The sequence below is a fragment of the Erythrobacter sp. S259 genome, assembly GCF_057364965.1.
Genome location: NZ_CP200286.1, coordinates 133545 through 159751 on the forward strand (window position 1 = coordinate 133545; position 26207 = coordinate 159751).

At 57.3% G+C, this 26207-nt stretch carries 18 protein-coding genes and 1 tRNA gene; 15 read left to right on the top strand and 4 right to left on the bottom strand.

Going from position 1 to position 26207, the window contains the following annotated elements:
- The first annotated feature begins 36 nt into the window (after positions 1-36).
- Complete coding sequence (locus AC0V60_RS00585) at positions 37-1017, top strand: Kelch repeat-containing protein (protein WP_486176622.1); 981 nt, start codon at positions 37-39, stop codon at positions 1015-1017.
- On the opposite strand, the gene AC0V60_RS00590 is transcribed toward AC0V60_RS00585, so the two are convergent.
- Positions 1007-1396: a RidA family protein gene (locus tag AC0V60_RS00590; RefSeq protein WP_486176623.1), complete on the bottom strand. Its 390-nt coding sequence runs from the start codon at positions 1394-1396 to the stop codon at positions 1007-1009. The genes AC0V60_RS00585 and AC0V60_RS00590 overlap by 11 nt on opposite strands.
- 3 nt (positions 1397-1399) lie before the next feature.
- Complete coding sequence (locus AC0V60_RS00595) at positions 1400-2893, bottom strand: CoA-acylating methylmalonate-semialdehyde dehydrogenase (RefSeq protein WP_486176624.1); 1494 nt, start codon at positions 2891-2893, stop codon at positions 1400-1402.
- 298 nt (positions 2894-3191) lie between these two features.
- Here AC0V60_RS00595 and AC0V60_RS00600 point away from each other — a divergent pair, with 298 nt between their 5' ends.
- The gene (locus tag AC0V60_RS00600; RefSeq protein ID WP_486176625.1) at positions 3192-4466 is read left to right on the top strand and encodes a DsbA family protein; all 1275 of its coding nucleotides are present in this window, start codon (positions 3192-3194) and stop codon (positions 4464-4466) included.
- A gap of 6 nt (positions 4467-4472) precedes the next feature.
- Here AC0V60_RS00600 and AC0V60_RS00605 read toward each other — a convergent pair whose 3' ends face one another.
- The gene (locus tag AC0V60_RS00605; RefSeq protein WP_486176626.1) at positions 4473-4919 is read right to left on the bottom strand and encodes a rhodanese-like domain-containing protein; all 447 of its coding nucleotides are present in this window, start codon (positions 4917-4919) and stop codon (positions 4473-4475) included.
- Between the two features lie 111 nt (positions 4920-5030).
- Here AC0V60_RS00605 and AC0V60_RS00610 point away from each other — a divergent pair.
- From AC0V60_RS00610 to AC0V60_RS00640, 7 genes are all read left to right on the top strand, one after another.
- Positions 5031-5104: transfer RNA gene (locus tag AC0V60_RS00610), tRNA-Gly, on the top strand.
- Between the two features lie 22 nt (positions 5105-5126).
- Positions 5127-6278: an acetylornithine deacetylase gene (gene argE / locus AC0V60_RS00615; protein ID WP_486176627.1), complete on the top strand. Its 1152-nt coding sequence runs from the start codon at positions 5127-5129 to the stop codon at positions 6276-6278.
- Between the two features lie 181 nt (positions 6279-6459).
- Positions 6460-8916, top strand: coding sequence for a M1 family metallopeptidase (locus AC0V60_RS00620; protein ID WP_486176628.1), 2457 nt, complete (start codon positions 6460-6462; stop codon positions 8914-8916).
- Complete coding sequence (locus AC0V60_RS00625) at positions 8916-9419, top strand: DUF6702 family protein (RefSeq protein WP_486176629.1); 504 nt, start codon at positions 8916-8918, stop codon at positions 9417-9419. Before AC0V60_RS00620 ends, AC0V60_RS00625 begins: the two co-directional genes overlap by 1 nt.
- The gene (locus AC0V60_RS00630) at positions 9420-10271 is read left to right on the top strand and encodes a purine-nucleoside phosphorylase (RefSeq protein ID WP_486176630.1); all 852 of its coding nucleotides are present in this window, start codon (positions 9420-9422) and stop codon (positions 10269-10271) included.
- A complete protein-coding gene (locus tag AC0V60_RS00635; protein WP_486176631.1) occupies positions 10268-11641 on the top strand; it encodes an amidohydrolase family protein in 1374 nt (457 codons plus the stop codon). The genes AC0V60_RS00630 and AC0V60_RS00635 overlap by 4 nt, the downstream gene beginning before the upstream one ends.
- 75 nt (positions 11642-11716) lie before the next feature.
- Positions 11717-12925 (top strand): NupC/NupG family nucleoside CNT transporter, encoded by a 1209-nt coding sequence (locus AC0V60_RS00640; protein ID WP_486176632.1) that lies wholly within the window; start codon positions 11717-11719, stop codon positions 12923-12925.
- Here AC0V60_RS00640 and AC0V60_RS00645 read toward each other — a convergent pair.
- On the bottom strand, positions 12922-13479 hold the full coding sequence (locus AC0V60_RS00645; protein ID WP_486176633.1) for a phosphoribosyltransferase: 558 nt from the start codon (positions 13477-13479) through the stop codon (positions 12922-12924). The genes AC0V60_RS00640 and AC0V60_RS00645 overlap by 4 nt on opposite strands.
- A 197-nt stretch (positions 13480-13676) precedes the next feature.
- On the opposite strand from AC0V60_RS00645, the gene AC0V60_RS00650 reads away from it, so the two are divergent.
- The 6 genes from AC0V60_RS00650 to AC0V60_RS00675 all read left to right on the top strand — a co-directional run bounded on the left by AC0V60_RS00650 (position 13677) and on the right by AC0V60_RS00675 (position 26195).
- Positions 13677-14873 (top strand): acyl-CoA dehydrogenase family protein, encoded by a 1197-nt coding sequence (locus tag AC0V60_RS00650; protein WP_486176634.1) that lies wholly within the window; start codon positions 13677-13679, stop codon positions 14871-14873.
- A 24-nt stretch (positions 14874-14897) separates the two neighbouring features.
- On the top strand, positions 14898-16031 hold the full coding sequence (locus tag AC0V60_RS00655) for an acyl-CoA dehydrogenase family protein (RefSeq protein ID WP_486176635.1): 1134 nt from the start codon (positions 14898-14900) through the stop codon (positions 16029-16031).
- Positions 16032-16415: 384 nt separating this feature from the next.
- Positions 16416-17801 (top strand): multiheme c-type cytochrome, encoded by a 1386-nt coding sequence (locus tag AC0V60_RS00660; RefSeq protein WP_486176636.1) that lies wholly within the window; start codon positions 16416-16418, stop codon positions 17799-17801.
- A 20-nt stretch (positions 17802-17821) separates the two neighbouring features.
- Positions 17822-19768: a heme-binding protein gene (locus tag AC0V60_RS00665; RefSeq protein WP_486176637.1), complete on the top strand. Its 1947-nt coding sequence runs from the start codon at positions 17822-17824 to the stop codon at positions 19766-19768.
- Between the two features lie 3 nt (positions 19769-19771).
- Entirely contained in the window at positions 19772-21673 is a 1902-nt protein-coding gene (locus tag AC0V60_RS00670) for a hypothetical protein (protein WP_486176638.1), read from the top strand.
- Between the two features lie 61 nt (positions 21674-21734).
- Positions 21735-26195, top strand: a complete 4461-nt coding sequence (locus AC0V60_RS00675; protein ID WP_486179406.1) for an LVIVD repeat-containing protein — start codon at positions 21735-21737, stop codon at positions 26193-26195.
- Positions 26196-26207 lie beyond the last annotated feature (12 nt).

The following is a 26207-nucleotide window of genomic DNA, read 5'->3' on the forward strand; positions in this document are numbered from 1 at the left end:
CTTGACGGCGCGGTGAAGGTGGCCTTGAGTGCTGCCATGCGTATTCTTCGATATATTGCGGGGCTTGCGGCCCTTATCATCGTCGTTCCAGCGGGCGCTTACCTGATTGGTCCATCGCTGATGACGGGCGCTGGCGATATGTCCGAGCCGCGCTCTGAGGTTCACGCAGCCGAGCTTGAAGGCACGATCTATGTCGCTGGCGGCATCGGGTTTCAAAGGACGCTTTCAAGCTGTGTCGCATTTGAAGTCGCAACGCGGGGCTTCTCCGATTGCCCAGAACTGCCGCGCACTTTGCACCATGTTGGTATGGCAGCAGGCGAGGGCGAAGTCTTCGCCAGTGGCGGCTACTCAAGCCTGCCCTTCAACCAAGACCCCGATGGCGCGCTGTTCGCTTTTAACCCTTCCAATGCAGAGCCCCAATGGCGCGAGCTTTCTCGCTTGCCAGAGCCGCTTGGCCAGCACGCGATGTTTTACCGCGAGGGGAAATTGTGGCTGATCGGCGGGCAGTCGGGGGATCGCACGCTCGGCACAATCCGCACCTATGATCTGGCGAGCGGTGAGTGGGACGAAGTCGCTCCCATGCCAACGCCGCGCCACTCCCATGCCTATGCTTTGAGCGAGGACAAACTCTACGTTACCGGCGGGCGCAGCGATAATTTGGGGCCCCATGCAACCGTAATCGAGGTATACGACTTCGCCTCTGACAGCTGGGATAGCCTGCCCAATGCGCCTTTCCCTCTCGCTGGGCACGGAGCGGCGGTTTTCGAGGGACGCTTGCACGTCTTTGGCGGTGAGGATGTGACGACTTCCGAAGTGTTTACCCGGCACGTTTCGATGGACCTCGCCGACCCCGCAAGCGGCTGGCGCGAGGAGGCCCCGATGAGCGCAGGCCGCCATGGTTTTGCCACTTGGCGAATGGGCGACACGGCCTGGATATTGGGCGGAGGTGAGCTTGCAGGGTGGAAGACGCTAACCTCGGTGACCGGCACCGCGTTTCCGTTGAAGCTTAGCCGCTAATCACCGCTTCGGCCTCAATTTCCACTTTCCATTCGCGGCGGCATAGCCATTGGACGCCTGCCATGGTCGCAGCAGGGCGTGTCTCGCCGAAATAGCGGGCGTGCACTTTGCCCACGGTCTCTTGATCGTCAAAGTCGGTGAGTAGCATACGGGTGCGCACAACGTCTTTGGCGCTTCCGCCCAGTTCCTCGATCGCGGCGACGATGATCGCACAGCACCTATCCGCCTGCTCAGCCGCGCCTCCGGGCGTGGTTGAACCATCGGGCTCCACCGGGCCAGTGCCAGCAACGATGATCCGGTTGCCGACACTGACCGCACGGCAAAAGCCAAACTGGTCTTCAAAAGGCGAGCGAGAGGTAGTCCGTTGGCGATCTACCATGATTTACCCCATCGTCGGAATAACAAACGCATTCCCTTGATCGGCGCTCCCATCGGGCCAGCGCTGGGTGATCTTCTTCTTCTTAGTCCAAAAAGCGAGGCCTTCCGTGCCGTATTGGTCGATATCGCCAAAACCTGATCGCTTCCACCCGCCAAAGGAGTGGTAGGCAACCGGCACGGGGATTGGGACGTTCACCCCAACCATGCCCACTTGCACGCGACTGGCAAACTCGCGCGCGGCGTGGCCGTTGCGGGTAAAGATGGCGACGCCGTTTCCGTATTGGTGTTCAGACGGCAGGCGCACGGCCTCTTCAAAATCCTTAGCACGCACAATTTGCAGCACGGGGCCGAAGATTTCCTCTTTGTATGACGACATATCAGGCGTCACATTGTCGATCAGGGTGGGACCGACATAGAAGCCTTTTTCGTGCCCCTGAAGTTCAAAGCCGCGGCCGTCGATAACGATCTCGCCGCCTTCTTCTTCAGCCGTGGTGATCCATTGCTCGATGCGGGCCTTATGCTCGGGTGTGACCACCGGGCCGTAATGCGCATCGGGATCATTCGAAGTGCCAACACGCAAAGCGTGGATCGCAGGGATCAGCTTTTCCTTGAGCCGTTCCGCTGTGTCATTGCCCACAGGCACCACAACCGGCAGCGCCATGCAGCGCTCGCCTGCTGAACCAAAGGCTGCGCCCGCCAGATCGTTCACCACTTGGTCGAGGTCAGCGTCTGGCATCACAATGCCGTGGTTTTTCGCGCCGCCAAAGGCCTGCACGCGTTTGCCGTTCTCTGCGCCGCGGTGATAAATGTAATGCGCGATATCGGATGAGCCCACGAAGGAGATCGCTGGTATATCGGGATGGTCGATAATCGCATCGACCATTTCTTTATCGCCGTGAACGACTTGAAGAAGGCCTTCTGGCGCGCCTGCTTCAACAAACAGTTCCGCCAAGCGCACCGGCACGGACGGATCGCGCTCAGAGGGCTTCAGAATGAAGGCATTGCCCGCCGCGCATGCCATGCCGAACATCCACATCGGGATCATCGCGGGAAAGTTAAACGGGGTGATGCCAGCGCCAATGCCAAGCGGTTGGCGCATAGAGATGACGTCAATGCCGGGCCCTGCGCTCGGCGTGTACTCGCCCTTCAAGACCTGCGGGATGCCACAAGCGTATTCGATCACTTCAAGGCCGCGCTGCACATCGCCCATGGCGTCGGGAACGGTCTTGCCGTGCTCGCTTGAAAGAAGCTCGGCAAGGGCCTGCATATTGGCCTCAACCAGCTCCTTATATTTGAACATCACGCGCGCGCGTTTCTGCGGATTGGTCGCGGCCCATTCGGGCTGCACACGCTTAGCTGTCTCCACCGCTTTGTTCAGCAAATCTCCGCCAGCCAGAGCCACTTCTGCCTGCACTTCGCCGGTCGAAGGGTTCCAGATTTGGTGTTTGCGAGCTGGCGCTGGGCTATCGCCTACGATAAAATGGTCAACAAGGCGCATACGGTGTCTCTCCTGTCGTTTGAGGGCCGCAATGACGCGAATGGGGCGCGTGTGCAAGGTGGTCTTTTTGTTAGGCGATATTGATTTGCTGCGCCTCTTGCTGACGCACAAAAGTTACCTCAATATGTGCCTCAAGGATCAGTTCTGTGCGGCGCTGCTTTGAGTGTCCACCGTGCTTTTGTGCAACCGGCGATCTTTGTTTGGGCGGTTTGATAGAGGCGCTTAATCTCTATAATCGGGCAGCAGAACGTCAATTAACGATCAGCCGCACTGGGCTGAGAAAACGCGGCAGAAGGCTATGGACCCACTTCAATCAGAAGCGCCCTTGATCGTCTATTTTGACGTCAAAAGCCCCTATGGTTTCGTAGCGATTGCGCCGACTTTGGCATTGGAGCGTGAACTTGGCGTTCAATTCGACTGGCGCCCGCTTACTCTCAATATCCCGAGCTACCTCGGCTCCGCGCGCAAAAGCCAAGGCGAAGTCGTCGCATCGAAGGGGCGCAGTGAGCGCACATGGAGGGCGATCAAATACTCCTATATGGATGCGCGGCGCTATGCTGAGCGGCAAGGTCATATTCTTCGCGGGACGGAGAAAATCTGGGATTCAAGCCTCATCAATATTGCAGTGATGTGGTTCATGAAAAAGGCTCGCGCCGAGCTGCCGATTTTTCTCACCCACATATTTCCCCTGTTCTGGAACCGCGAACTCGATATCGAAGATCCGGCGGTCGTTGAGAAGTGTCTTGAGGCATGCGGCGTCAGCGCCAAGGGTTTTGCCGAATATGCAAGCGGGGAAGGGCGAGAGGCTCATGACGCGCTTCAGATCCAACTTCATCCCAGCGGCATTTACGGGGTGCCCACTTATGTGCTTGGCGGTGAACCGCTTCATGGGCGCGAGCACTTGCCCTATATTCGGTGGGCATTGACCGGACGCTGCGGCCCTGCGCCCGATATTGCTTATGAAATCGCACCACAGGCGGCCAAGGTTCATCATCCTGCGGCCGAACTTGAAGTCTATTTGGATTTTAAATCCGCAAGTTCCTACCTTGCGCTCGGTCCCACGCTTGCAATGGCTGAACGAACTGGGGTGAAGATCACTTGGCATGCCTTTTCGACCACACAGCGCGATGTACCTTCAGAAGGGGCAAGTGCAGATGTGATTCAAAGTCACCATGCCGCAAGAGAGGCATCGAACCGGGCGATCCATGAAAAATATGCGGGGCTGCGCGGTATGGACGTGCAACTCGGACAGCGGCAAAGATCAGCGCAGCTCGCGCTTGGCGCATTGGTCCAAGCCAAAGGCGATCCGCTTCCTTTCATAAACGCGTGCTTTGCCGCCTATTGGGAACAGCATAAAGATTTGGACCATCCGCAGGTTGTGCAGGAGCTTTTATCAAAGAGCGGGGTGAGCCATCCGGGCGACTTTTCCGAAACGCGCGCGCGTTTTGCTCAGGCTCAGGCAAAGGCAGAAGACGCTGGCGTGGTTGATGCGCCGGGCTACCGTCTTGCGAACCAAGTTTTTATTGGGCGTCAGCATCTGCCCTGGATTGAGGAATTGGCGGCGGAGGGCTGATTGCCTTCATTCAGCCTCTGCCTTCCACCCATTGAAGCCAGCATTTAGGTGAGCCACATTGCGAAAATCTTGCTCTTTCATAAGCCCAAGCGCATTGGCGCTGCGATTGCCTGACCGGCAGTAGAGAAGATAGGGTGTGTCCCGATCGAGCTTGGCAAGTTTGCTGGCAAAATCGGGCGCGCGAAAATCGACATTGATCGCGCCTTCGATATGGCCTGCGTCAAACTCAGCCGGGGTTCGAATATCAAGAACCACAAGGCCTTCTGTCTCAGAGATAAGTCCCTTCGCCTCGGCAACGCTCATATTACGAAGGCCAGCTTGCTCGCTCAAAGCGGTTGGAGAGGGTTGTTGAGGCGGATCGTCAGTTTCTGCATCGCTTTCGCTGGCACAAGCTTGAAGCGTTGCCGATAGGGCAAGAGCTGCGGGCAAGGTAATGCGCAAAACCGGTTTCATGGGTTTCTCCAGATGAGTTTCAATTATCCCTATAAGACAGTTTTCGAAACGGCCAAAAATAAGCGCAGTTGACCAAGGTGATCGCATAGTTGAAACAGGCCACCTGGACGCGCGGGTGTAGCTCAATGGTAGAGCAGCAGCTTCCCAAGCTGACGACGAGGGTTCGATTCCCTTCACCCGCTCCATTTGCTGCGCTAGGTGAGACAGATGACCAACTTCACACACGTCCGCGCAATCCTCAATCAGCTGATTGCTTTTGACACCACATCGCGCGGCTCGAATCTTCAGCTTATCGAATGGGTGGAGAATTACCTTGCACAGCACGGTGTGACAGGCACCCGCGTTGCCAATTCAGACGCTACCAAATCCAATCTTTTTGCAACCATCGGACCAGACACCGAAGGCGGAGTTATCATGTCAGGGCACACCGATGTGGTGCCGGTTGACGGCCAGGATTGGCAAACCGACCCTTGGGTCACGCTTGAGAAAAACGGCAAGCTTTATGGCCGCGGCACGTCGGATATGAAGAGCTTTATTGCGCTTACCCTTGCATGGGTGCCTGAGTTTGTGAAGGGCGCAAAGCCGGTCCATCTGGCGATCAGTTATGATGAGGAAGTGGGGTGCCTTGGTGCGCCATCCATGATTGAGGAGATGCGCAAAACTGTGGCCAGCCCCCGACTGGCGATCGTCGGCGAGCCCACGAGCATGCGGCTGGTCACAGGCCACAAGGGAATCAGCGTCTTCAAAGTCACCGTGACCGGTGCCGAGGCGCATTCCTCATTGGTCAACCACGGTATCTCCGCAAACGAATATGCGGTCGACCTGATGCACTCGCTCATACAGCTTTCCCGCGAGCTTAAAGCCAATGCGGACCCTGATTGCGGGTTCGATCCGCCGCATCCCACGCTCACCATAGGTGTGATGCAAGGGGGAGAGGCGGCGAACATCCTTGCTGGCCACGCAGAGTTTCAATTCGACCTGCGCTGCCCGCCGGGCTTTGTCGCAGAAGAGCTTCTTGGGCCCTTCAAGGCGCGCTGCAAAGCGCTTGATAGCGAGCTTAAGGCCCGCTTCCCTCAAGCTGGCGTCACCTTCACCAAGATCGCCGATGCCCCGCCGCTTGGCGATGAAGGAAGCGAGGATGCAATTGCCTTTGTGCAGGCCTTGACTGGCGAAAATGCGCCGCCTTCAAAAGTCTCTTATGCGGCTGAAGCGGGGCAATTCCAGCAAGGCGGTTTCCCGACAATCATCTGCGGCCCAGGCTCGATTGAGCAGGCTCACCAGCCTAATGAATGGATCGCGATTGAGCAGTTGGAGCAAGGTTGCCGCTTTATGGACAGGCTGGCGCAAGCCCTTCGTTAGTTGATGAAATACTGACGGGAGGCGTTGCAAAGGTTCTCGTGTAGGAATTATCGTTGCGCCTGGAGGCATTATTCTTACACCCGGCCCCGTGCCCTCTTCTTCGCGCAATTTGCCATTGCGGCCTTGCTATGTTGCCCTTACGCCGTGGTGCTCAGCTGCTTTGAAACAAAGGAAAAGTCTTTTGCGTTTTCTCGTCCTATTGGTCGCGCTTCTGGTCTCATCACCCGCTTTGGCGCAAGGCATCCAGCAAACCAAAGGCGATTTTGAAGACAAGTTTCGCCAGCTTGATGAAGTGCTTGCCGATCCCAATGTCTATCGCAACGCATCAGGTGCGCCGGGGCACCAATATTGGCAGCAAGAGGCCGATTACCGCATCAACGCGACTTTGGACGAAGACGGCCGCCGCCTGACCGCGCGGGCCACAATCACATATAAGAACAATTCGCCTGACACCCTGCCGTGGATCTGGCTTCAGCTCGATCAGAACCGGTTCCGCACTGACAGTATGGCGGAGCTGACCGATACTTTTGGCGGGCCGGGCAGGCGGGGCCCTGCACGTTCGGCCGCTCGCGGCAACCGTCCGGCACGGCTCTCGCTTGAGGAGCTTCGCCGCCAACAGGCACTCGCCGATAAGGAATATGGCTATGATATTGGCCGTGTAGCGCTGACCAGCGGGCGCACCCTTGAACACACGGTTGTTGGCACGCTTATGCGGATCGACCTCGCGGCCCCGCTTCGTCCGGGTCAAAGCGTTTCTTTTACCATCGAATGGTCAAACAACATCGTTGAGGAAAATGTGATCTATGCCCGGGGCGGGTATGAGCATTTCCCCGATGATGAGCGCGAGGGCGGCAATGACATTTTCATGTTTGCGCAGTGGTTCCCGCGCCTTGTCGCGTATTCGGACTATGAAGGCTGGCACAATAAAGAGTTTCTGGGACGCGGTGAGTTCACACTCGAATTTGGTGATTATGATGTGACTATGACGGTCCCCAATGACCACATCGTCTCCTCCACAGGTGTCTTGGCAAACCCAGCCGCCGTTCTAACCGCCACGCAGCGCCAGCGTCTTGCACGGGCGCGCAACGCCGACGAACCCCTGTTTATCGTGACGCCCGAAGAGGCGCTGGCGAATGAAAGCTCCAACCCCACGGGCACAAAGACCTGGCGCTACACTGCACAGAACGTGCGCGATTTTGCTTGGGCGACGAGCCGCAAATTCATGTGGGATGCGCAAGGTCACAAACAGCCGGGCGCCGCGCAAGAGACTGTGATGGCGATGTCTTTCTGGCCTAAGGAAGGCGGGGAGTTGTGGCGCAAATATTCAACCGCCGCCGTGGTCCACACGATGGAGGTCTATTCGCGCTATTCCTTCGATTATCCGTACCCAACAGCGCAGTCCGTCAACGGCCCGGTGGGCGGCATGGAATATCCCATGATTACCTTCAACGGTCCGCGCACAACGCTTCAGGATGATGGCACGCGGACCTATTCCGAAAGCGAGAAAATCTTCCTTATCGGCGTCGTCATCCATGAAATTGGGCACATCTATTTCCCAATGGTGGTGAACTCGGATGAACGTCAGTGGACGTGGATGGATGAAGGGATCAACTCTTTCCTCGATAGCGTTGCGGGATATGAATGGGACCCCGATGTCCAATGGACCCGCAGCCTTCCGCGCGATCTCATCCCTTATATGACATCGAGCCAGCAGGTGCCGATCATGACCCATTCGGATTCGATCCTGAACATCGGCCCGAACGCTTATGGTAAGCCATCGGCGGCCTATCATGTCCTGCGCGATACGGTGATTGGGCGTGAACGCTTTGACTTTGCGCTGCGTGAGTATGCACGGCGTTGGAAGTTCAAACGGCCAACGCCTTCGGACTTCTTTCGCACCATGGAAGAGGCATCGGGCACCGATCTTGATTGGTTCTGGCGCGGCTGGTTCTACACCACGGACCACGTCGATATCTCCCTTGATACGATCCACCGCCTTCGGATCGACACCGAAAACCCCGACATTGATCTTGCCCGAGACAGGCAGCGTTTGGCCGATGAACCTGAGAAGGTGGGCGTTCGCCTCAACCGCGAGCAGAACCTGCCGATCTGGGTGCTCGAAAATCCGGGTGTCACCGACTTCTACGACGAGAATGATCGCTTCACTGTGACGCCGCGCGACACGAAGAAATACAACAGCTTCCTCGAAGGTCTCGACGAATGGGAACTCAAGGTGTTCGACCGTGCGATTGAGGAAGATGCGAATTACTACGTCCTCAACTTCTCCAACATTGGCGGCCTTGTGATGCCGATCATCCTTGATCTGAACTTTGCCGATGGGACGAAAGAACGCCTGCATATCCCTGCGGAAATCTGGCGCCGCAATTCGCGCAATGTGTCGAAGCTGCTGACTTTCCCCAAAGGCAAAGAGCTGACCGAGGTTGTGCTTGATCCCGATTGGGAGACGGCGGATGCCGACATCAATAACAACCATTATCCGCGCAAAATCATCGACAGCCGGGTGGAGGCGTTCAAGCGCCCTGATCCTACCTCGCGCGCAGGCCGCGATCTGATGGCCGAGGTCCAGCAGGGCGCTAAGAAGAAGGCGGAAGAGGCCGCTGAAGAAGGCGCACAGTAATGCTGCGCTGGATTGCCTCCCTTTTGCTGCTTGCGCCGCTGTTCTTGTCGGGTGCCATCCCGGCGGCAGCGCACCAGCAAAAGGCAGCGATCACCACGGTTGAGCACAACCCGCGTTCGGGCATGATCGAGGTGGTGCACACCATCCCCTTGCACGATGCAGAACACGCGCTTCGCCATCAGGGCAAAAAGGGGGCAGACCTTCTGGGCGACATTGAAAGCCGCCGCGCATTTGCCCGTTATACAGTGGAGCGTTTCTCCATCGCAGCAGACGGCCGCGAGCTTGGTTTGATTTTGCTGGGAACACAGATCTCGGGAAGCAGCCTCCTCGTCCTGCAAGAAGCGCCATCGCCGGGGGCCGGGACTGAGCTTACGATCCGTTCTCAAGTCCTGACTGACATCTGGCTCAGGCAGACCAACAGCGTGAATGTCGGGCGCGGGACTTCTCCTGAAACGCTGATCTTTCGCGGCGGCGACCGGGCAAAAACGGCGGTTCTGCGGTAGATGAATAAGGCTTTGGGACAACGCCTCGATGAAGCGGCGGCCTTTGTTCGCGGGCGCACTGAGCTTGTACCGAAAATCGCGCTGGTGCTCGGATCGGGGCTCGGCGACCTCGCCGATGCGATAGAGGGCACGGCTATCCCCTACGGCGCGATACCGCACTTCCCATCGTCCACCGCGCCTAGTCACAAAGGTGTGCTTCATATCGGTAAGCTTGCCGGAGTGCCGGTGGCCGCGATGCAGGGGCGTATGCATTTGTATGAAGGTTACACGCCGCAAGATGTGGCCTTCCCAATGCAGGTTATGGCGCGGCTGGGGGCGCAAACGGCGCTTCTTACCAATGCGGCAGGCGGTATTCGCGATGACTATAAAGTCACTGATCTTGTGATGATCGAAGACCATTTGAGCCTTGCGGGGCTTTCAGGCCGCGATCCCTTGCGCGGGCCCAATGATGAGAGCGTTGGGGAGCGGTTTATCAGCATGAACAATGCCTATGACAAGGATTTGCGCGGTGCGGCGGCGGTTGTTGCAGACGAAACAGGTCTGGACCTTAAGTGCGGCGTTTATGGCTTTGTGACGGGGCCCAGCTTTGAAACCCCCGCAGAAATCCGCGCCATGCGTACACTGGGCGCTGATCTGGTGGGCATGTCCACCGTCCCCGAAGTCATCGCAGCGCGCCATTCGGGAATGAAGGTCCTCGCCATTAGCACCGTCACAAACAAAGCGGTCAGCACTCTCGAAGACACTCACATCACCAATGCTGAGGAGGTGTGGGAGGCCGCTGACCTCATCCGCCCTAAGCTTGCAGGTTTTGTGAACGCGCTTCTCCCGCGCATCGCCGAGGCGGCCCAATGACTCGCGATGCAGTGACTCGCGATACAGTGACCCGTATTGATACGCTTATCACTGGCGGCCATGTGCTGATGATGGACGAAGGTTTTACCGAGTTCCTAGACGGCGCGGTTGCGATTGCAGACGGCAAGATAGCCGAATGCGGAGAGGCCAGCGACCTCGCCGCGCGCTACAAAGCAGAGCGAACAGTGGACGCAGAGGGCGGGATCATAATGCCTGGCCTTGTGAACGGTCATTGCCACGCCGCGATGACGCTGTTCCGGGGCTATGCTGAGAACGTCACGCTCAATGCCTTCCTTGAAAAGCTCTTCCATGCCGAAGACAACTATGTCTCGCCAGAGACCGTCTACATCGGGGCAAGTGTCGCCTGCGCTGAGATGGCGCTGGGCGGGATCACCAGTTTTGTCGATATGTATTGGTATCCCGATGAGACCATTCGGGCGGCGCGCGGGCTCAATATGTCGATTGCCGCAGGGCCAGTGTTTGTCGCATTTCCCGGTTTTGATGATCTGTCTCAATGGGAAATGCGCACGGATTTCGCCGAGGGTTTTGCCGAGCGGCACAAGGATACGCCGGGCGTTTTCCCGATGCTTGCGCCCCACGGCTGCTACACACTGGATGAACCCAAACTCAGGGAATTAAACACCATTGCTCAGCGTTTAAGTCTCCCTGTTCAAATCCACGCCTCTGAAGCGGCAAGCGAGATGGAATTGGTGCGCGAGGGATACGGCGGGGCAACACCCATCGAAGTGCTGGAGCGAACTGGGCTTCTCCACCGCGATTGCCAGCTTGCGCACGGCGTCCACCTTTCCGGCAGCGATATCGCGCTCATCGCAAAGGCAGGCGCTTGTGTCATTCACAACCCGCAATCCAATACCAAACTCGCCTCAGGCATCGCGCGGGTTTGCGACCTCCTCGAAGCGGGTGTTTCAGTCGGCCTTGGCACTGACGGCCCGTCGTCGGGGAATGATCTCGATATGTGGAAAGCCATGCGGCTTGCCGCCAACCTTCAATCCGTGAGCCGGGGTGAACCCGGAAGCCTTAACGACCGCGACGCCGTAGCAATGGCCACGCGGATCGGCGCGAGGGCAGCGGGTATGGGTGATCACACCGGGTCGCTTGAGCAGGGCAAAAGCGCCGACGTGATAGTCGTCTCCACCAAAGGCCTTCACATGCGGCCGGTGTACAGCCCTTACGCGAGCCTCGTTTATGCAGCGGGCAGGGAGGATGTGGCGCACGTCTTTGCCGGCGGCAGGCACATCGTTAAAGACGGAGATCTTCAATGGGAAGGGTTCGAAACCGTGCTTGACCAATTTGACCAAATCACCAAAGCCATCGCCGCGGACGAAAAACTTGGGCAGTTCGGCGTCTAGCTATTCTGGTAGCCATTCTGGCTATCTCTCCGGTGCATTCTTAGGAGAATACCGCTGATTGGACTGTTGGGAATTGTGGTTATGGTTGGCATTGCCGTGCTCCTTTCTGAAGCGCGCGGGAGCATCCATTATATCAACGCCGCACGCGCGCTGGCGCTGCAAATCGCGATTGCGGTGCTCGCCCTGGTGACGCCAGTGGGACAAGCTGTCTTGCAAGGGCTCTCTGCCGGGGTGGTGGAGGCTATCTCCTACGCCAATGCCGGGATCGGATTCGTGTTCGGCCCGCTTGCCGATCCGGCAGATGGGCTCATCCTCGCTTTCCAAGTGCTCCCCGTGATCATCTTTATTGCCACAATCATGGCGGTGCTGTTCCACCTTGGCGTTATGACATGGGTGATCCGCATTATCGGCGGCGGTTTGCGGTTCCTCACCGGAGCATCGCGGCTCGAATCCACCTGCGGCGCGGCAAATATTTTCGTCGGCATGGCCGAAAGCCCGCTCACCGTTCTGCCATACCTTCCGAAAATTTCGCGCGCGCAGATGTTTGTGATGATGTCGCTTGGTCTCTCCAGCGTCGCGGGCACAGTTCTGGTCGCCTATTCCGCGCTTGGTATTCGCTCTGACCTGCTGCTCACGGCCGCCTTTATGGCACCGGCGGGAGGGATATTGTTCGGGCGTATGCTCGTCCCTGAAACAGGCGAACCGTTTGATCTCGATGATAGCGACAACGCCAATCCCGCAAGCCTTTCCAACGCCTCCAGCCTGATCGAGGCAGCCACCGATGGTGCGACTTTGGGCATGCAAATCATGCTGAGCGTGATTGCGGTGCTCATCGGCTTTATTGCTGGCATCGCTTTGCTCAATGGTATTTTGGGCGGGGTCGGCGGTCTTTTGGGCTTTCCCGATTTTAGCCTCGAACTCCTGATCGGATATGCGTTCGCGCCCGTCTCATACATCATCGGCGTTCCATGGGAGGAGGCACCGCGTGCAGGGGTGTTCTTGGGCCAGAAAGTCGTTCTCAATGAATTTCTCGCTTATGCCAATTTTGCCCCTGTCGCCGGTGAATTCAGCGCGGCTGGCCAGATTGCTCTCATCATCGCCATGTGCGGATTTGCAAACTTTGGCGGGCTTGCGATTCTGATCGCAGGTCTGGGTGCGGCGGTGCCAGAGCGCAAGGCGGAAATATCCAAGCTGGGCATTAAAGCGCTGCTCGCAGGCACATTGTCGAACTTCACCAGCGCCGCGATTGTGAGCGTGATCTTTGCTCTTGGCGGCTTTGCTTAATCGCGCCCCAAAATCACGCCCGCGCTCGGTTTATGTTCGCGGATTTCTTCATCCGTCAGCCCCTGCAGCTCATGTGGAAAGACCAGCCAATCGTCGGTCTCATGGACATAATAGTCGGGCGCTAAATCGGTCTGGTTGCGCGATGGTTTGTAATAGACCGTCGCCACTTTGATCGTCTCGGGCAGATTGCGCCGGCATTTTGCGGCAAGCTCACTAAGGAGCGCTTCGATAGAGCGGCCAGTGTCGAACACATCGTCGATGATAAGCAGCGAGTGCTCTTTATCCAGTGTGTCGATCAGGTAATTGAGCCCTAGAACGCGGACGTGTTTTTCCTGCTGGTCAATCCCGGTATAGGATGATGTCCGCACCGCAATATGATCACACGGATGCCCGCGATATTCGAGCAGTTCCTGCACCGCGATTCCAATGGGTGCGCCGCCTCGCCAAATCCCGACGATGTGAGTGGGGCAAAATCCCGATTCGATAATCTGGTCGCCCAGCACAAAGGAATCGTCCAAAAGACAATCGGCGCTTAAGAATGTTTTTGAGATCATCTTTGCTCACGCCCCGATGCGTTGGATCGCCCGCTTCCCTTACGGCTTTGGGCCTCGTGTGATAGTTTGCATCCAAACATAAGGCACGCGCGTTGCTTTTCATAGAACACACCATGCCTGAAATGCGATCAAAGAGCCCTTGACGTTCACGTAAGCTCTGGCAGGACAGGTCCAACGAAGCAAACCGGAGAGAGTGCATGAATCTGGAGTTCACGCCCGAAGAAAACGCCTTTCGCGAAGAAGTGCGCGCCTTTATCGAAGCCAATCACCCCAAGCACCTTGAGGGTATGGGAAGCCGTGAAGACATGTCGCCAGAAGACATGACTGCATGGCACAAAATCCTTGGGCGTAAGGGGTGGTCTGCACCTGCATGGCCGGCGGAATATGGCGGCACCGGCTGGGATTCGACGCAGCGCTACATCTGGTCCGAAGAAAACGCGCGCGTTGGCACCTTTATGCCGCTTCCCTTTGGCGTCTCAATGGTTGGCCCGGTGATCTACACTTTCGGCAATGAAGAGCAGAAGAAAGAGCATCTTCCCGGTATTTTGAGCGGCGATGTGTGGTGGTGTCAGGGTTATTCAGAGCCGGGCGCTGGTTCAGACCTCGCCTCGCTAAAGACAACAGCGGTCCGCGACGGCGACCACTATGTGATCAACGGCCAGAAAACCTGGACCACTCTTGCGCAGCACGCCGATTGGGGCTTCTTCCTGTGCCGCACTGATCCTGATGCGGCCAAGCCTCAGGAAGGCATCTCCTTCATCCTCGTTGACATGAAAACGCCGGGTGTTGAAGTGAAACCGATCAAGCTCATCGACGGCGGATATGAGGTCAACGAAACATGGCTTACCGATGTGCGTGTGCCGGTTGAAAACCTTGTTGGTGTTGAGAACAAGGGCTGGACCTATGCCAAATTCCTTCTTGCTCACGAACGCTCAGGCATTGCTGGTGTTGCGCGCTCCAAGCGCGGTGTCGAGAAGCTTCGTGAAATCGCCGCCAATGAAACCATGGACGGCGCGCCGCTCATGGCTGACTTCGATTTTGCCCGCAAAGTGAGCCAGCTTGAAATTGATCTGGCAGCGCTCGAGATCACCGAGCTTCGCACGCTTGCAGGGGAACAGGCGGGCAAAGGCCCTGGCCCAGAAAGCTCGATCCTCAAGATCAAAGGCACTGAGATACAGCAGCGCCTAACCGAACTGACGCTTGAGGCGGTGGGTTCATACGGCACGCCAATGTATGGCAGCATTGCAGATCATGGTTCCAATGAGTACCAAATCGGTCCTGACTATGCTCAGCATTCAGCCGCGACCTATTTCAATATGCGCAAGACCTCGATCTATGGCGGATCGAACGAGATTCAGCGCAACATCATCACGAAAATGATCCTCGGCCTTTAAGGCTAGGGCTAGGGAGAGACAAAAGTGGATTTCAATTTCACTGAAGAACAGGACATGGTGCGCGATGGATTGTCGCGCATGGTCCGCGAACAATACGGCCCAGAAGAGCGCCGCCAACTGATCGCAAGCGATGCAGGTTGGAGCACGGCGGTCTGGGGACAGCTTGCTGAGCTCGGCATTCTTGGCATGAGCTTTAGTGAGGAAGACGGCGGCTTTGGCGGCGGAGCGATCGATTCCATGGTCATCATGGAAGAGTTCGGCAAAGGCCTCGTGGTGGAGCCATTTGTGCCCACCGTGGTGTGTGCAGGCGGGTTCTTGAAGCATGCTGGCACCGCAGCTCAAAAAGAAGAACACATAGGCGGCATCGTTTCTGGCGAGCGTGTGTTTGCCTTTGCTTATGCAGAGCCGCGCGGGCGCTATGACCTTGCCAATCTTGAGACCACCGCCAAGAAAGACGGCGGCAACTATGTCCTCAATGGCCACAAAGCAGTCGTCATCGGCGCGCCTTGGGCCAGCCACCTCGTTGTGACCGCTCGCACTAGCGGCGCGCAAACTGACAAGGACGGCATCAGCGTGTTCGTGGTCGATAAATCAGCAGCCGGCGTCACCACCCGCGACTACGCCACTGTCGATGGCCGCCGTGCCTCAGAAGTTTACTTCGAGAATGTCCGCGTCCCCGCAGAGGCTCTGATCGGTGAAGAAGGCAATGCGCTTCCTCTCATCGAACGTGTCACGGATGAAGCGATTGCTGCTCAATGCGCAGAAGCATGCGGCGCGATGAAGGTCGCTCATGCGATGACGCTGGATTATGCCAAACAGCGCAAGCAGTTCGGCGTTCCAATCGCCAGCTTCCAAGTGCTCCAGCACCGCATGGTAGATATGTACACCGAGTATGAATGCTCGGTTTCCATGACGTACCTCGCAACCCTGCGTCTTGAAAATGCAGCACGTGAGCGCAAGCAGGCCGTATCCGCAGCTAAGGTTCGTGTGGCTCAAGCTGCGCATCACGTGGGGCAGGAAGCAATTCAGATCCACGGCGGCAATGGGATGACCGATGAATACGCTATCGGGCACTATTTCAAACGCCTGACGATTTTCGATTCTGAGTTTGGAAACATTGATCACCACATGAAGCGCCACATCGCGCTCGCCAGTTAGTCAAGCCTTCGAATGTTCAAAAAGCCCCGGAAGTGTGCATCGCTTTCGGCGGCTTTTGTGTTTTGCATCACTTTTCTCATCCGAATTCGCATGTATGAGCGTATTGAAGCTTGCATCCATTGGGAAAGCTTGAGAAGTTGAGGTGGCAAATTTGGGGTAGGGTCCGCTGCGCTTGAGGACGCAAGTGTCGCTGAGCTACAAGTCTAGCGGCTCAAAAGTGGCTAGTGTTTGCACCGAATGGGCGGAAATCTGGGGGCGGACTAGCAAGCTAGGGCTTGCGCGGGCTCTCAAAAAAGGCAAAGTTAGCGCATCTCCTGGGGGGAAGAGATGACAGTAGTAAAGCCAGGCTTAGAATCAGGGCCAAATTGGGGTTTCTTCGCTTCATTGCGTCGCATCCGGTTGGCAGCCTTTGGTGCTGCGACCTTTAATGCTGCGACCTTGCGGGTGTTCGCCGCCTTTGGGCTGCTGGCTGGGCTGCCAGCGGTTACAGCTTCCAGCAACGCAGGTTTCGAAGGTGTCGCTTCTTGTGCAGGCTCAACCTGTCATGGCCGCGCTGAGGGTAACGGCGCTGTTGTTCGTCAAGATGAGATCGCAACTTGGCAGGAGCCTTCGTCCGCAAGCGGCGCGCACAGCCGCGCTTACGCGGTTCTTGGCGGCCGCCGGGGTCAACAGATAGCAAAAAGCCTTGGACTGGGTGATGCGCGTCAGGCGAAAGACTGTCTCGGCTGTCATGCGACCTATGTGCCAAGCGCCAAGAAGGGACCGAAGTTCCAGCTTTCAGATGGTGTCGGTTGTGAGAGCTGTCATGGGCCTGCGGGCGATGCTTGGCTCTCCAGTCACTACGCTATGCCTGCCACCCATGCCTCGAACGTCGCCGATGGCCTTACCCCGCTTGAGAACCCGCAGGTTCGCGCCAATGTCTGCCTTGATTGCCACTATGGTTCGACCAAGCCGGGTCAATTTGTGACGCACTCGATGATGGCAGCGGGCCACCCGCGTGTTTCATTCGAGCTCGACCTGTTCAGTGCGCTTCAGCAGCACCACAATATCGACGCTGACTACAAGCGCCGCAAGCGCGCGCCCAATGCGGTGCGGTTCTGGGCTGTTGGTCAGGCCGAAGCAGTGAAACGCGCGACCGGCCTTTTCTCCAATCCGAAGTTCGCGATGGAGGGCGTCTTTCCGCAATATTACTTCTTTGATTGCCATTCATGCCACCGGCAAATTCAAGATTCGTCGAACCGCCGTTTGACCTTTGAGGAAAACCCCGGCCGGCCAATCCCGTTTGGCAATGCGCCGTTTAATGATGAGAATATCATCATGCTCTCAGCGGTCGCGGGTGCTCTCGTGCCAGGCCAGGCGGATGCATTTAAACGTGCAAGCCGTGAGTTCCACGGTTCTCTTGGCGGGAAAGGTGGCAGCCCGCGCGAGGCGGCGCGTGCGTTGGCGCAGCGGGCAAGCGCGCTTTCCAATGCGCTTTCCCAGCGCGCTTATGCCAATTCGGACGCTTTCAAGGTGATTGATATCATTGGTAACAATGCAACGCGCCCGCGTTTCACTGATTATTCCGGTTCGGTGCAGGCGGTGATGGCGGTGGACACATTGCTCAATGGTCTTGTGACCAATGGCCGCGTGACCCCTGGTGCTGCGGCTAGCATCCGGACCAGCATCAACAAAGCTTACGCAGCGGTTGAAGAGCCTAACTCTTACAATCCAGCGGACTTTCGCACTTCGCTTGCCTCAGCGCTCGCCTCTATTCGAAGGTTGAAATAGGTATGGCGGGGGGACGTAAAATGGCGCGATGGAAATCTCTGGCATATCTGCCGTTATTCGCACTGGCTGCGTGCGGCGGCGGAGGCGGCTCTACGCCTGCTGGCGGAGGGCAGACGGCGACGCCGCCTCCTGCTCCGACGCCTACACCTGCTCCAGCCGGTGATCTGTTCGCAGCGCCCGCCCAGGAAAGTTTGAGCGTAGCAGAGGTTCAGCAGATCATTGCGCAAGCCGCTGCTCAGGCGAGTTCGCAGGGGCAGCCAGCGACAATCGCAGTGACTGACCGTGTGGGTAATGTGCTGGGTGTCTTTGTGATGCCGGGTGCTCCGGGGGATGTGAATATCCCCGATGCGCCCAATGGTGACAATGTGGACATTCAGGGTCTTGCAGTGCCTGCCGCTGGCGCTGCGATCGCAAAGGCGATTACGGGCGCATATTTGTCCAGTGCTGGCAATGCGTTCTCAACCCGCGTCGCCTCGCAAATTGTGCAAGAGCACTTTCCGCCGTCACCCACCACCATCGGTCTCGAAAGCGGGCCGCTGTTCGGGGTGCAGTTTAGTCAGCTTCCATGTTCGGACTTCAATGCGCGGGTCAGCGATGGGTTGATTGGTCCAAAGCGTTCGCCATTAGGCTTGTCGGCTGATCCGGGCGGTTTCCCGCTTTACAAAAACGGCGTGGTTGTTGGCGGTATTGGTGTCGCTGCTGACCCCGATTACACCTTCGATCCCAACGTGCTGGATGTCGATAGCGATGTCGATGAGTTTATCGCGCTTGCTGGTACGGTTGGGTTCGAGGCGCCGGTTGAAATCCGCGCTGACCGGATTTCCGCAGATGGCACCAATTTCCGTTACACCGATGCGACCTATAATGCTCTTACAAGCGTGGCGGGCGCTAGCTTTGCGGGCACCGCCGGTGATGTGGTGGCAATCAATGGCTATAGTGCAGGGGCAATTGTTGCGGGCACGGCATATGGCTCTGAGGCCTCTGGCATTCGCCCGGCAACGGCAGCTGAATTCTCGCTTGGCGGAGCGTTCGTCATGTCGGACGGGGCGGGCAACAACCGTTTTCCCATTCGCGGCGGGACAGACGGTGCGGATATAGGCACTCCGATCACCCAGAGCGAAGCGACGGCCATTCTTGAAGAGGCCTTCATCGTAATTAGCCGCTCGCGTGCGCAAATTCGCAGGCCACTAGACAGCCAGGCGCAGGTAACGCTGAGCCTTGTCGATACGCGCGGCCAAATCCTTGGCATTGTGCGATCTGCCGATGCGCCGATTTTTGGCTCTGATGTGTCTTTGCAAAAAGCGCGCACCGCCAATTTCTTTTCCGCACCTTTTGCTGCCGATGAGCTTTTGGCGGGCGATCTTGAGGTGCCCGCATTCGTTCCGCGGGTGCGCGATTTTCTGGGCGATCCCAACGCGCTGACAGGCGCGTTCGCGTTTGCTGACAGGTCGGGCGGCAACCTTGCGCGGCCTTTCTTCCCCGATGGCGAAGTCGGCACGCCTAATGGTCCGCTGTCTCGGCCGATTGAACAGTTCAATCCGTTTTCAACCGGCCTTCAATCCGCGCTCGTTTTGCAGAACTTGGCCGAGCATCTAGCGTTTGTGACAGGGCAATCGGCGACCGATACGGCACGCGGATGCACCAAATTGCCGCAGATTGCAGGTGCACCTCGTCTTGGTAACGGCATTCAAATCTTCCCAGGTTCGGTGCCGGTCTATCGCGGCAATCAGCTTATTGGCGGGATTGGCGTTTCAGGCGACGGGATCGACCAAGACGACATGATTAGCTTCCTCGGCCTGCACAACGCCGGGGTGCGGACAGGCACCGTCAACAACGCGCCAAATGACATTCGCGCTGACCGGATTGTGGTGCAGGTGGGTTCTCGCGAAGTGCGGCTGCGCTATGTCAACTGTCCTTTTGCGCCTTTCCTCGATGATCCGGCGCAGAATGTGTGTGAGGGGCTCTGACACATGAGTTCTGTCTCACTCCTTCCTTTCATGGTGTTGATGCAGGCAGCGCCGGGTGACGAGCCTGCGACCGCGCCTCCTGTCGAAGAATTAGACCGCAATCGCAGTGTTGGCGGACCAGGTCTCAACACCACTGCCAAGGAAGAAGCGGACGAGCTGGACAATCAGGTCATCGAAGGCCGCGAACGTCCCGGTTTCAACGAAGAGCTCCCTGAGAAAGTCACGCAGGACAACCCCGGCGCAGTAAGAGCGCCGCCGCCGCAGGCCTTTCCAGTCGACCAAGTGCCGATTCCCGATCGCTGGCGGTTGATCGACAATGTGACCGATATTGATGGCAATCCGATCATCAAAGAGTCGCTGCTCGATCCCTATAATCAGAACACCTATAAGGGTGACCGTCCGATCAATCCAGACAAGGTTCCGTGGCTGCCGATTAAGGAGAATGATTGGTTCTTCGTATTGAACGCAATCAGCGACACGGTGTACGAGCCGCGCACTTTCCCGATCCCGGTTGGCATTCAGACCACAGAGGATCCGGACAGGCTGGATGTATTTGGCGATGATTTCTCGACCGTTTTGTCGCAGACTTTCATTGTGGGCGCAGCGCTGCTGAAGGGCTCAACCGCTTATAAGCCGCCGAGCATCGAATACCGGCTGACGCTGGCGTATAACGTCAATTATGTCGACGTGCCGGAGCGGCGTGTTCTGTTTGTAGAGCCCTCACGCCCCAGTCATCGTTTGGATCACTTCCTGGGCGTGCAGGAAGCCTTCATTGATTATCACTTCACCGAATATGACCGCGACCGGTTCGACTTCATCTCAATCCGCGCCGGCATTCAGCCATTTCAGGCCGATTTCCGCGGCTTCCTGTTTCAGGACCAGCAGCTGGGCATTCGCTTGTTCGGGAACCGGGATAACAACCGTTTTCAGTTTAACTTAGCTGGATTCTGGCGCCTTGAGAAAGACACCAACTCGGGCCTGAACTCCGTTGCCAAGACACCGCGCGATGACTTTGTTTTCATCGCCAATGTCTACCGTCAGGATTTTCTGATTCCGGCGCTGACAAGTCAGTTCACGGTCGCCTACAATCGCAACCGCGAAGCCAATGATATTCAGATCGACACCAATGGTTTTCCCGTGCGTCCGGCGCTGCTGGGGGACCTTCGCGGCCGCGACTACGATGTCTTCTACCTTGGCTATAATGTTGATGGCCGCATTGGCCGGATCAATTTGACAGGCAGCGCCTATTGGGCGCTTGGCGAAGACCGCAATTCAATCCTTACTGGCGAGCCGGTTGATATCGACGCGCAATTTGCCGCGTTGGAGCTCAGCTATGACCGCGATTGGATGCGCTTCCGGCTTTCTGGCCTTTATCAGAGCGGCGACAGCGATCCTTTTGACGACACGCACACCGGCTTTGATGCGATCTTTGAAAACCCTCAGTTTGCAGGCGCGGACACATCGTACTGGATCAGGCAGACAATTCCTTTTGCAGGTGGCGGCCGGGTCATTTCGGTCAATGGTCGCAACGGTATTTTGAACACGCTGCGCTCTTCGAAGGAACAAGGCCAGTCCAACTTCCTCAACCCCGGCCTGTGGCTCGTGGGTGTGGGTGCAGACTTCGATCTCACCCCGGAAATCCGCCTTACGGGGAACGCCAATCATCTGTGGTTCGATAGCACAGCGACGCTGGAAAATTTCCGCATCGAAGGCTCAATCCCAAGCGAAATTGGCTATGACCTTTCCGCAAGCGCGATCTGGCGGCCCAAGGCTAATCAGAACATCGTATTCCGTCTTTCTGCTGCGACATTGCTTTCAGGCAGAGGGTTTGAAGACCTCTTCGACAACCTTGGCAATGACGGCAATTTCTATTCCGTCCTCGCGAACTTGACGCTGACTTACTGATGGCGATTTTTTTATTTTTGGGAGCAGACCTTTGAAGAGCCTAAGCTCACAATTCCGCTTCTTGAGCCCGGCGCATGCTGTTGTTGCGACGCTGGCGCTGATTTTGGGTGTTTCCATATTTCAGTCCGAAACGCAGGCAGCGGACAAGGAAAAGCCAACGAAGCGCGATTACAGCCTTGTGATCTCTGCGCCCGCGCCTGCTCGCCAATCGCAGGCAGACGCGGACGCCAAATCTGATGGCTGCCTCACCTGTCACCGCGCAAGCGATGCGCCCACGATGCACGAAACACCTGCGGTTGTGCTGGGCTGTGTTGACTGTCACGGCGGCAATGCCAGCGTTGCTGGCAATCCGTCGCTTCCTTACGATCACCCCGATTACATCGAGGCGCGCGATACTGCGCATGTTCTGCCGAAATATCCTGATAGCTGGCACTTCCCCAGCAGTGCGAACCCAGAGCGCTCCTATGCGCTGTTGAACACAGAATCGCCTGAATTTGTGAAGTTCGTGAACCCGTCGGACTACCGCGTGGCGCGCGAGGCGTGCGGCTCCTGCCACATCCAGGCCATCGAAAGCGCAGAGCGTTCGATCATGGCAACCGGCGCAATGCTGTGGGGCGGGGCGACCTATAACAACGGCATTTTGCCCTTTAAGAACTATATTCTGGGCGAAGCCTACACCCGCGCTGGCGACAGCGCGACAATTTCGGGCGTTGGGGCCGTGGTGGCATCACCCGGCGATGCTCCGAATGACCAGCTGTCTGAAGAGCAAAAGGCGCGCGGCGTTCTGGGACAGCTTTATCCGCTTCCCACTTGGCACGTGACCCCGCCGGCAGACGTGTTCCGCGTGTTTGAGCGCGGCGGGCGCACGATCAACTCGCAATTCCCTGAGATTGGCCAGCCCAATATCACGGGCCGCATCCAGCTTCTCGAGGAGCCGGGTCGTCCTGATTTGAAGCAGTCTAATCGTGGTCCCGGCACTGGCCTTCGCGTCGCAATCCCTGCGCTTAACATTCACAAGACGCGTCTCAACGACCCGTTCACCTGGTTCATGGGCACGAATGATCAGCCGGGTGATTATCGCCACTCAGGCTGTGCATCGTGCCACGTCATTTATGCCAATGACCGCGAACCGCGCCACTCGCTCACCTATGCCAAATATGGCCGCGATGGTCAGACGGTGACGGTCGATCCTTGCATCAATCCTGAGGCGAACACCGACGCTGCATTGCAGTGTTATGCCCGCGTCGCTGGAGCAGAACGCAATCCAGGTGAAGCAGGCGGCCACGGTTATAAAAAGGACATTGGCCTTCCCAAAAGCGGTCTCAAAGATGGCGGTTATGAGGGTAAGGGCGCTGGCGGTCACGGCGCGCTCAAAGGTCCAGAAGATCACGCCGATGATGATCATGGCCCGCATGGCAAACCGAAGCGTGAAAAAGGCCATCCGCTGAAACACGTCTTCACCCGTGCGATCCCAACCGCGCAGTGCATGACCTGTCACATGCACCAGCCCAACATCTTCCTCAATTCCTACCTTGGCTACACCATGTGGGACTACGAATCCGACGCACCGATGATGTGGTCCGGTCCTGAAAATGAAACTCCGCGCCCGCATGGCATGTCGGATGAAGATTACGAGGAATTCTACAAGACCCAGCGTTTCCCGACCGCTCAGCAAGTGCGCGCGATCATGGACCGCAACCCGGAAGGCGCAGCGGCCAGAGGTATGTGGGCGGACGTGGACTTCCTGCGCAATGTCTATGAGCTCAATCCAGAGCTAGAACACACCCAGTTCGCCGATTACCATGGCCACGGGTGGAATTTCCGCGGCATCTTCAAACGCGACCGCGACGGGAACCTGCTCGATGCGGAAGGCGAAATCCTGCGCCCCGGGAATCCGGAAACCGACACGCCCGAAGAGCAAGCCTATCACGACGAGCGCTGGCGTCAGCGCTGGCGCAAAGATGGCGAGGGCAAATTCGTTGAGGTTGAGAAAGACCCGGCGAAAAATGGCTCCAACAACCCCGGCACCGCCGTCCATATGATGAGCATTCACGCCGAGGTCGGCATGCAATGTGTGGACTGTCATTATGAGCAAGACACGCACGGCAATGGCCTCATCTACGGCGAGGTTGCCAATGCGATTGAGATCGGGTGTAAGGATTGCCACGGCACCGCCGACGCGCTCCCAACCCTGCGCACCAGCGGCCCTGCTGCGCCGCCTGAGGGGCATAACCTTGCGCTTCTGCGCAACCCTGATGGTCAGCGCCGTTTTGAATGGATGGAAAACGAACAGGGCGAGCGGGTTTTGATCCAGCGTTCTATCCTTGATCCGGAACTTCAGTGGGAAGTAAGCCTTGTCAAGAACTCGGTCGACCCGAAGAACTCGACCTTCAACGCCAAGGCTGCGCGCTCGAAATTGATGAGCGTCTATGGCGCGGAAACTGGCAATTTTGAATTCGGTGCCGGGATCGCCAAAGGTGAACGTGCGCACGATGATGACAATATGGCTTGCTTCACTTGCCACCTCTCTTGGACGACTTCATGCGGCGGGTGTCACTTGCCGATTGAGGCGAACTGGAAGACCAAGTCGCACCGCTATGAAGGCGGATCGACCCGTAATTTTGCGACCTACAACCCGCAGGTCGCGCGCGATCAGATGTTCCAGCTGGGCAAGCACCAGACCACCAAGGGCAACCAAACCGCTCCGGTTCGTTCGACCTCGGCTCTGGTTCTGTCTTCAACCAACATCAACCGCGAACGCATTTATGTGCAGCAGCCGCCGATCTCGGCGATTGGCTTCTCAAGCCAAGCTTTCGCGCCGCACTTCCCCCATACGGTGAGGAAAACCGAGACGAAGCAGTGCTCTGACTGCCATTTGTCTGAGGCCGAAGACAACAACGCCATCATGGCGCAGCTCCTCTTGTTGGGCACAAACTATGTGAACTTTGTCGGCATGCACGCCTTTACCGGCCTTGAAGGCGGCATATCTGCGGTTCGCGTAACTGAATATGACGAGCCTCAGGCTGTACTTGGCTCTTACCTCCACCGCTATTCCTACCCCGATTATTGGCGCCGCCATGTCGAGGACAATGGGCGCGAGCTGAAGAACTGGGTGCGCGGTGAAGCGTTTGACGGCGACATTTCGGGTGAGACCAAGCCGTTCGAAGAATTCGTCAACGTGCATGAGGGCACCGGCGATGAGGTTCGCTGTCTGCAAATGCGCGGCGAGTACCTGTTCGTGGCCGAGGGCAAGGGCGGCTTTAAAGCTTACGACATCGCCTCGATCGCCAACAAGGGCATCTCAGAACGGATCATCACAGCTCCGTTCTCACCGCTGGGCCACAACACCCATGTCGACACTGAAGATGCGACCTGCATGGCGGTGGCAACCAATCAACCCATCGCGCCAGAGCGCAACACGGCCCGCATGCGCGAAGTCAATGAAGAGCAGCCGTTCAGCCCGATCTATGACTATGCGTTTATCACGGATAGCCAAGAGGGCCTCATCGCGGTCGATGTGAACACATTGAACGACGGCGAGTTCCGCAACAATTTCTTCAACCGCGCGCGGTTCGATGATGGCTCGGATGCTTGGAACCCGAATGGTGTGCTGAACGGGGCAAGTCACATCACGCTGGCGGGCGACTATGCCTATATCACTGCCGATGCGGGTCTTGTGGTGGTCTATCTGCCGAAGGACATTCCAGACAATCCTGCGACCCAATACCGTGATGAGTGCGAGATTGATCCGGCTAACCCATCGGAAAGCTGCCTTGCACCGCGCGTTATGAGCGTCATTCCGCTGTCCGGCGCTCGGGCGAGCACGATCCAGTTCCGCTATCTTTGGGTAACGGATAATGAAGGCCTCAAGGTCTTCGACGTGACCGACATGGAAAACCCAGTGGCGGTGCCAGAGGCAACTTACCCAATTGCGGATGCGCGCCGCATCTATGTCGCGCGCACATATGCTTATGTTGCGGCGAAGGGCGATGGATTGATGATCTTCGATGTTAAGAACCCGCGTTCGCCCAAGCTCTATAAGAAAGTGACATTGGACGGCACTCTGAACGATGCAGAGGATGTTATCGTCGGTTCGACCAACGCATCCCTCTTCGCTTACGTCGCGGACGGAGTGAACGGGATGAAAGTCCTCCAGCTCACCAGCCCTGATAGCCAGCGCAATTTCTACGGCTTTAGCCCGGCGCCAATGCCTGAGCTTGTCTCTTACGCGAAAACGCCTTCGCCAGCGCTTGCGCTTTCTAAAGGCCTCGACCGCGACCGTGCGGTGGATGAAACCGGCGGGCAGATGGCGGTGTTCGGACGCCTTGGTTCACGGCCATTTACCCGCGATGAAATGGAGAAGCTCTTCATGACCCGTGCGGGCGTGCCGTGGAAAGTCACCGATGAGGTGAATATGGACCGCTGGGTCGGAAGCGGCTTTGGCGCTGAATTGGCTGTCCGGCGCGAGGAAGACACGGCGGACGACGCACAGCCTGTGAGTGATGAGAGCCTCGGCGGTTAAGCACAGAGACGC

Bases quoted from the DNA above. Each gene is read 5' to 3' on its own strand.
- AC0V60_RS00650 (WP_486176634.1), top strand. From the start codon at position 13,677: ATGAATCTGGAGTTCACGCCCGAAGAAAACGCCTTTCGCGAAGAAGTG.
- AC0V60_RS00670 (WP_486176638.1), top strand. From the start codon at position 19,772: ATGAGTTCTGTCTCACTCCTTCCTTTCATGGTGTTGATGCAGGCAGCG.
- AC0V60_RS00595 (WP_486176624.1), bottom strand. From the start codon at position 2,893: ATGCGCCTTGTTGACCATTTTATCGTAGGCGATAGCCCAGCGCCAGCT.
- AC0V60_RS00645 (WP_486176633.1), bottom strand. From the start codon at position 13,479: ATGATCTCAAAAACATTCTTAAGCGCCGATTGTCTTTTGGACGATTCC.
- AC0V60_RS00630 (WP_486176630.1), top strand. From the start codon at position 9,420: ATGAATAAGGCTTTGGGACAACGCCTCGATGAAGCGGCGGCCTTTGTT.
- AC0V60_RS00590 (WP_486176623.1), bottom strand. From the start codon at position 1,396: ATGGTAGATCGCCAACGGACTACCTCTCGCTCGCCTTTTGAAGACCAG.
- AC0V60_RS00605 (WP_486176626.1), bottom strand. From the start codon at position 4,919: ATGAAACCGGTTTTGCGCATTACCTTGCCCGCAGCTCTTGCCCTATCG.
- AC0V60_RS00665 (WP_486176637.1), top strand. From the start codon at position 17,822: ATGGCGCGATGGAAATCTCTGGCATATCTGCCGTTATTCGCACTGGCT.
- AC0V60_RS00635 (WP_486176631.1), top strand. From the start codon at position 10,268: ATGACTCGCGATGCAGTGACTCGCGATACAGTGACCCGTATTGATACG.
- AC0V60_RS00625 (WP_486176629.1), top strand. From the start codon at position 8,916: ATGCTGCGCTGGATTGCCTCCCTTTTGCTGCTTGCGCCGCTGTTCTTG.
- argE (WP_486176627.1), top strand. From the start codon at position 5,127: ATGACCAACTTCACACACGTCCGCGCAATCCTCAATCAGCTGATTGCT.
- AC0V60_RS00585 (WP_486176622.1), top strand. From the start codon at position 37: ATGCGTATTCTTCGATATATTGCGGGGCTTGCGGCCCTTATCATCGTC.
- AC0V60_RS00600 (WP_486176625.1), top strand. From the start codon at position 3,192: ATGGACCCACTTCAATCAGAAGCGCCCTTGATCGTCTATTTTGACGTC.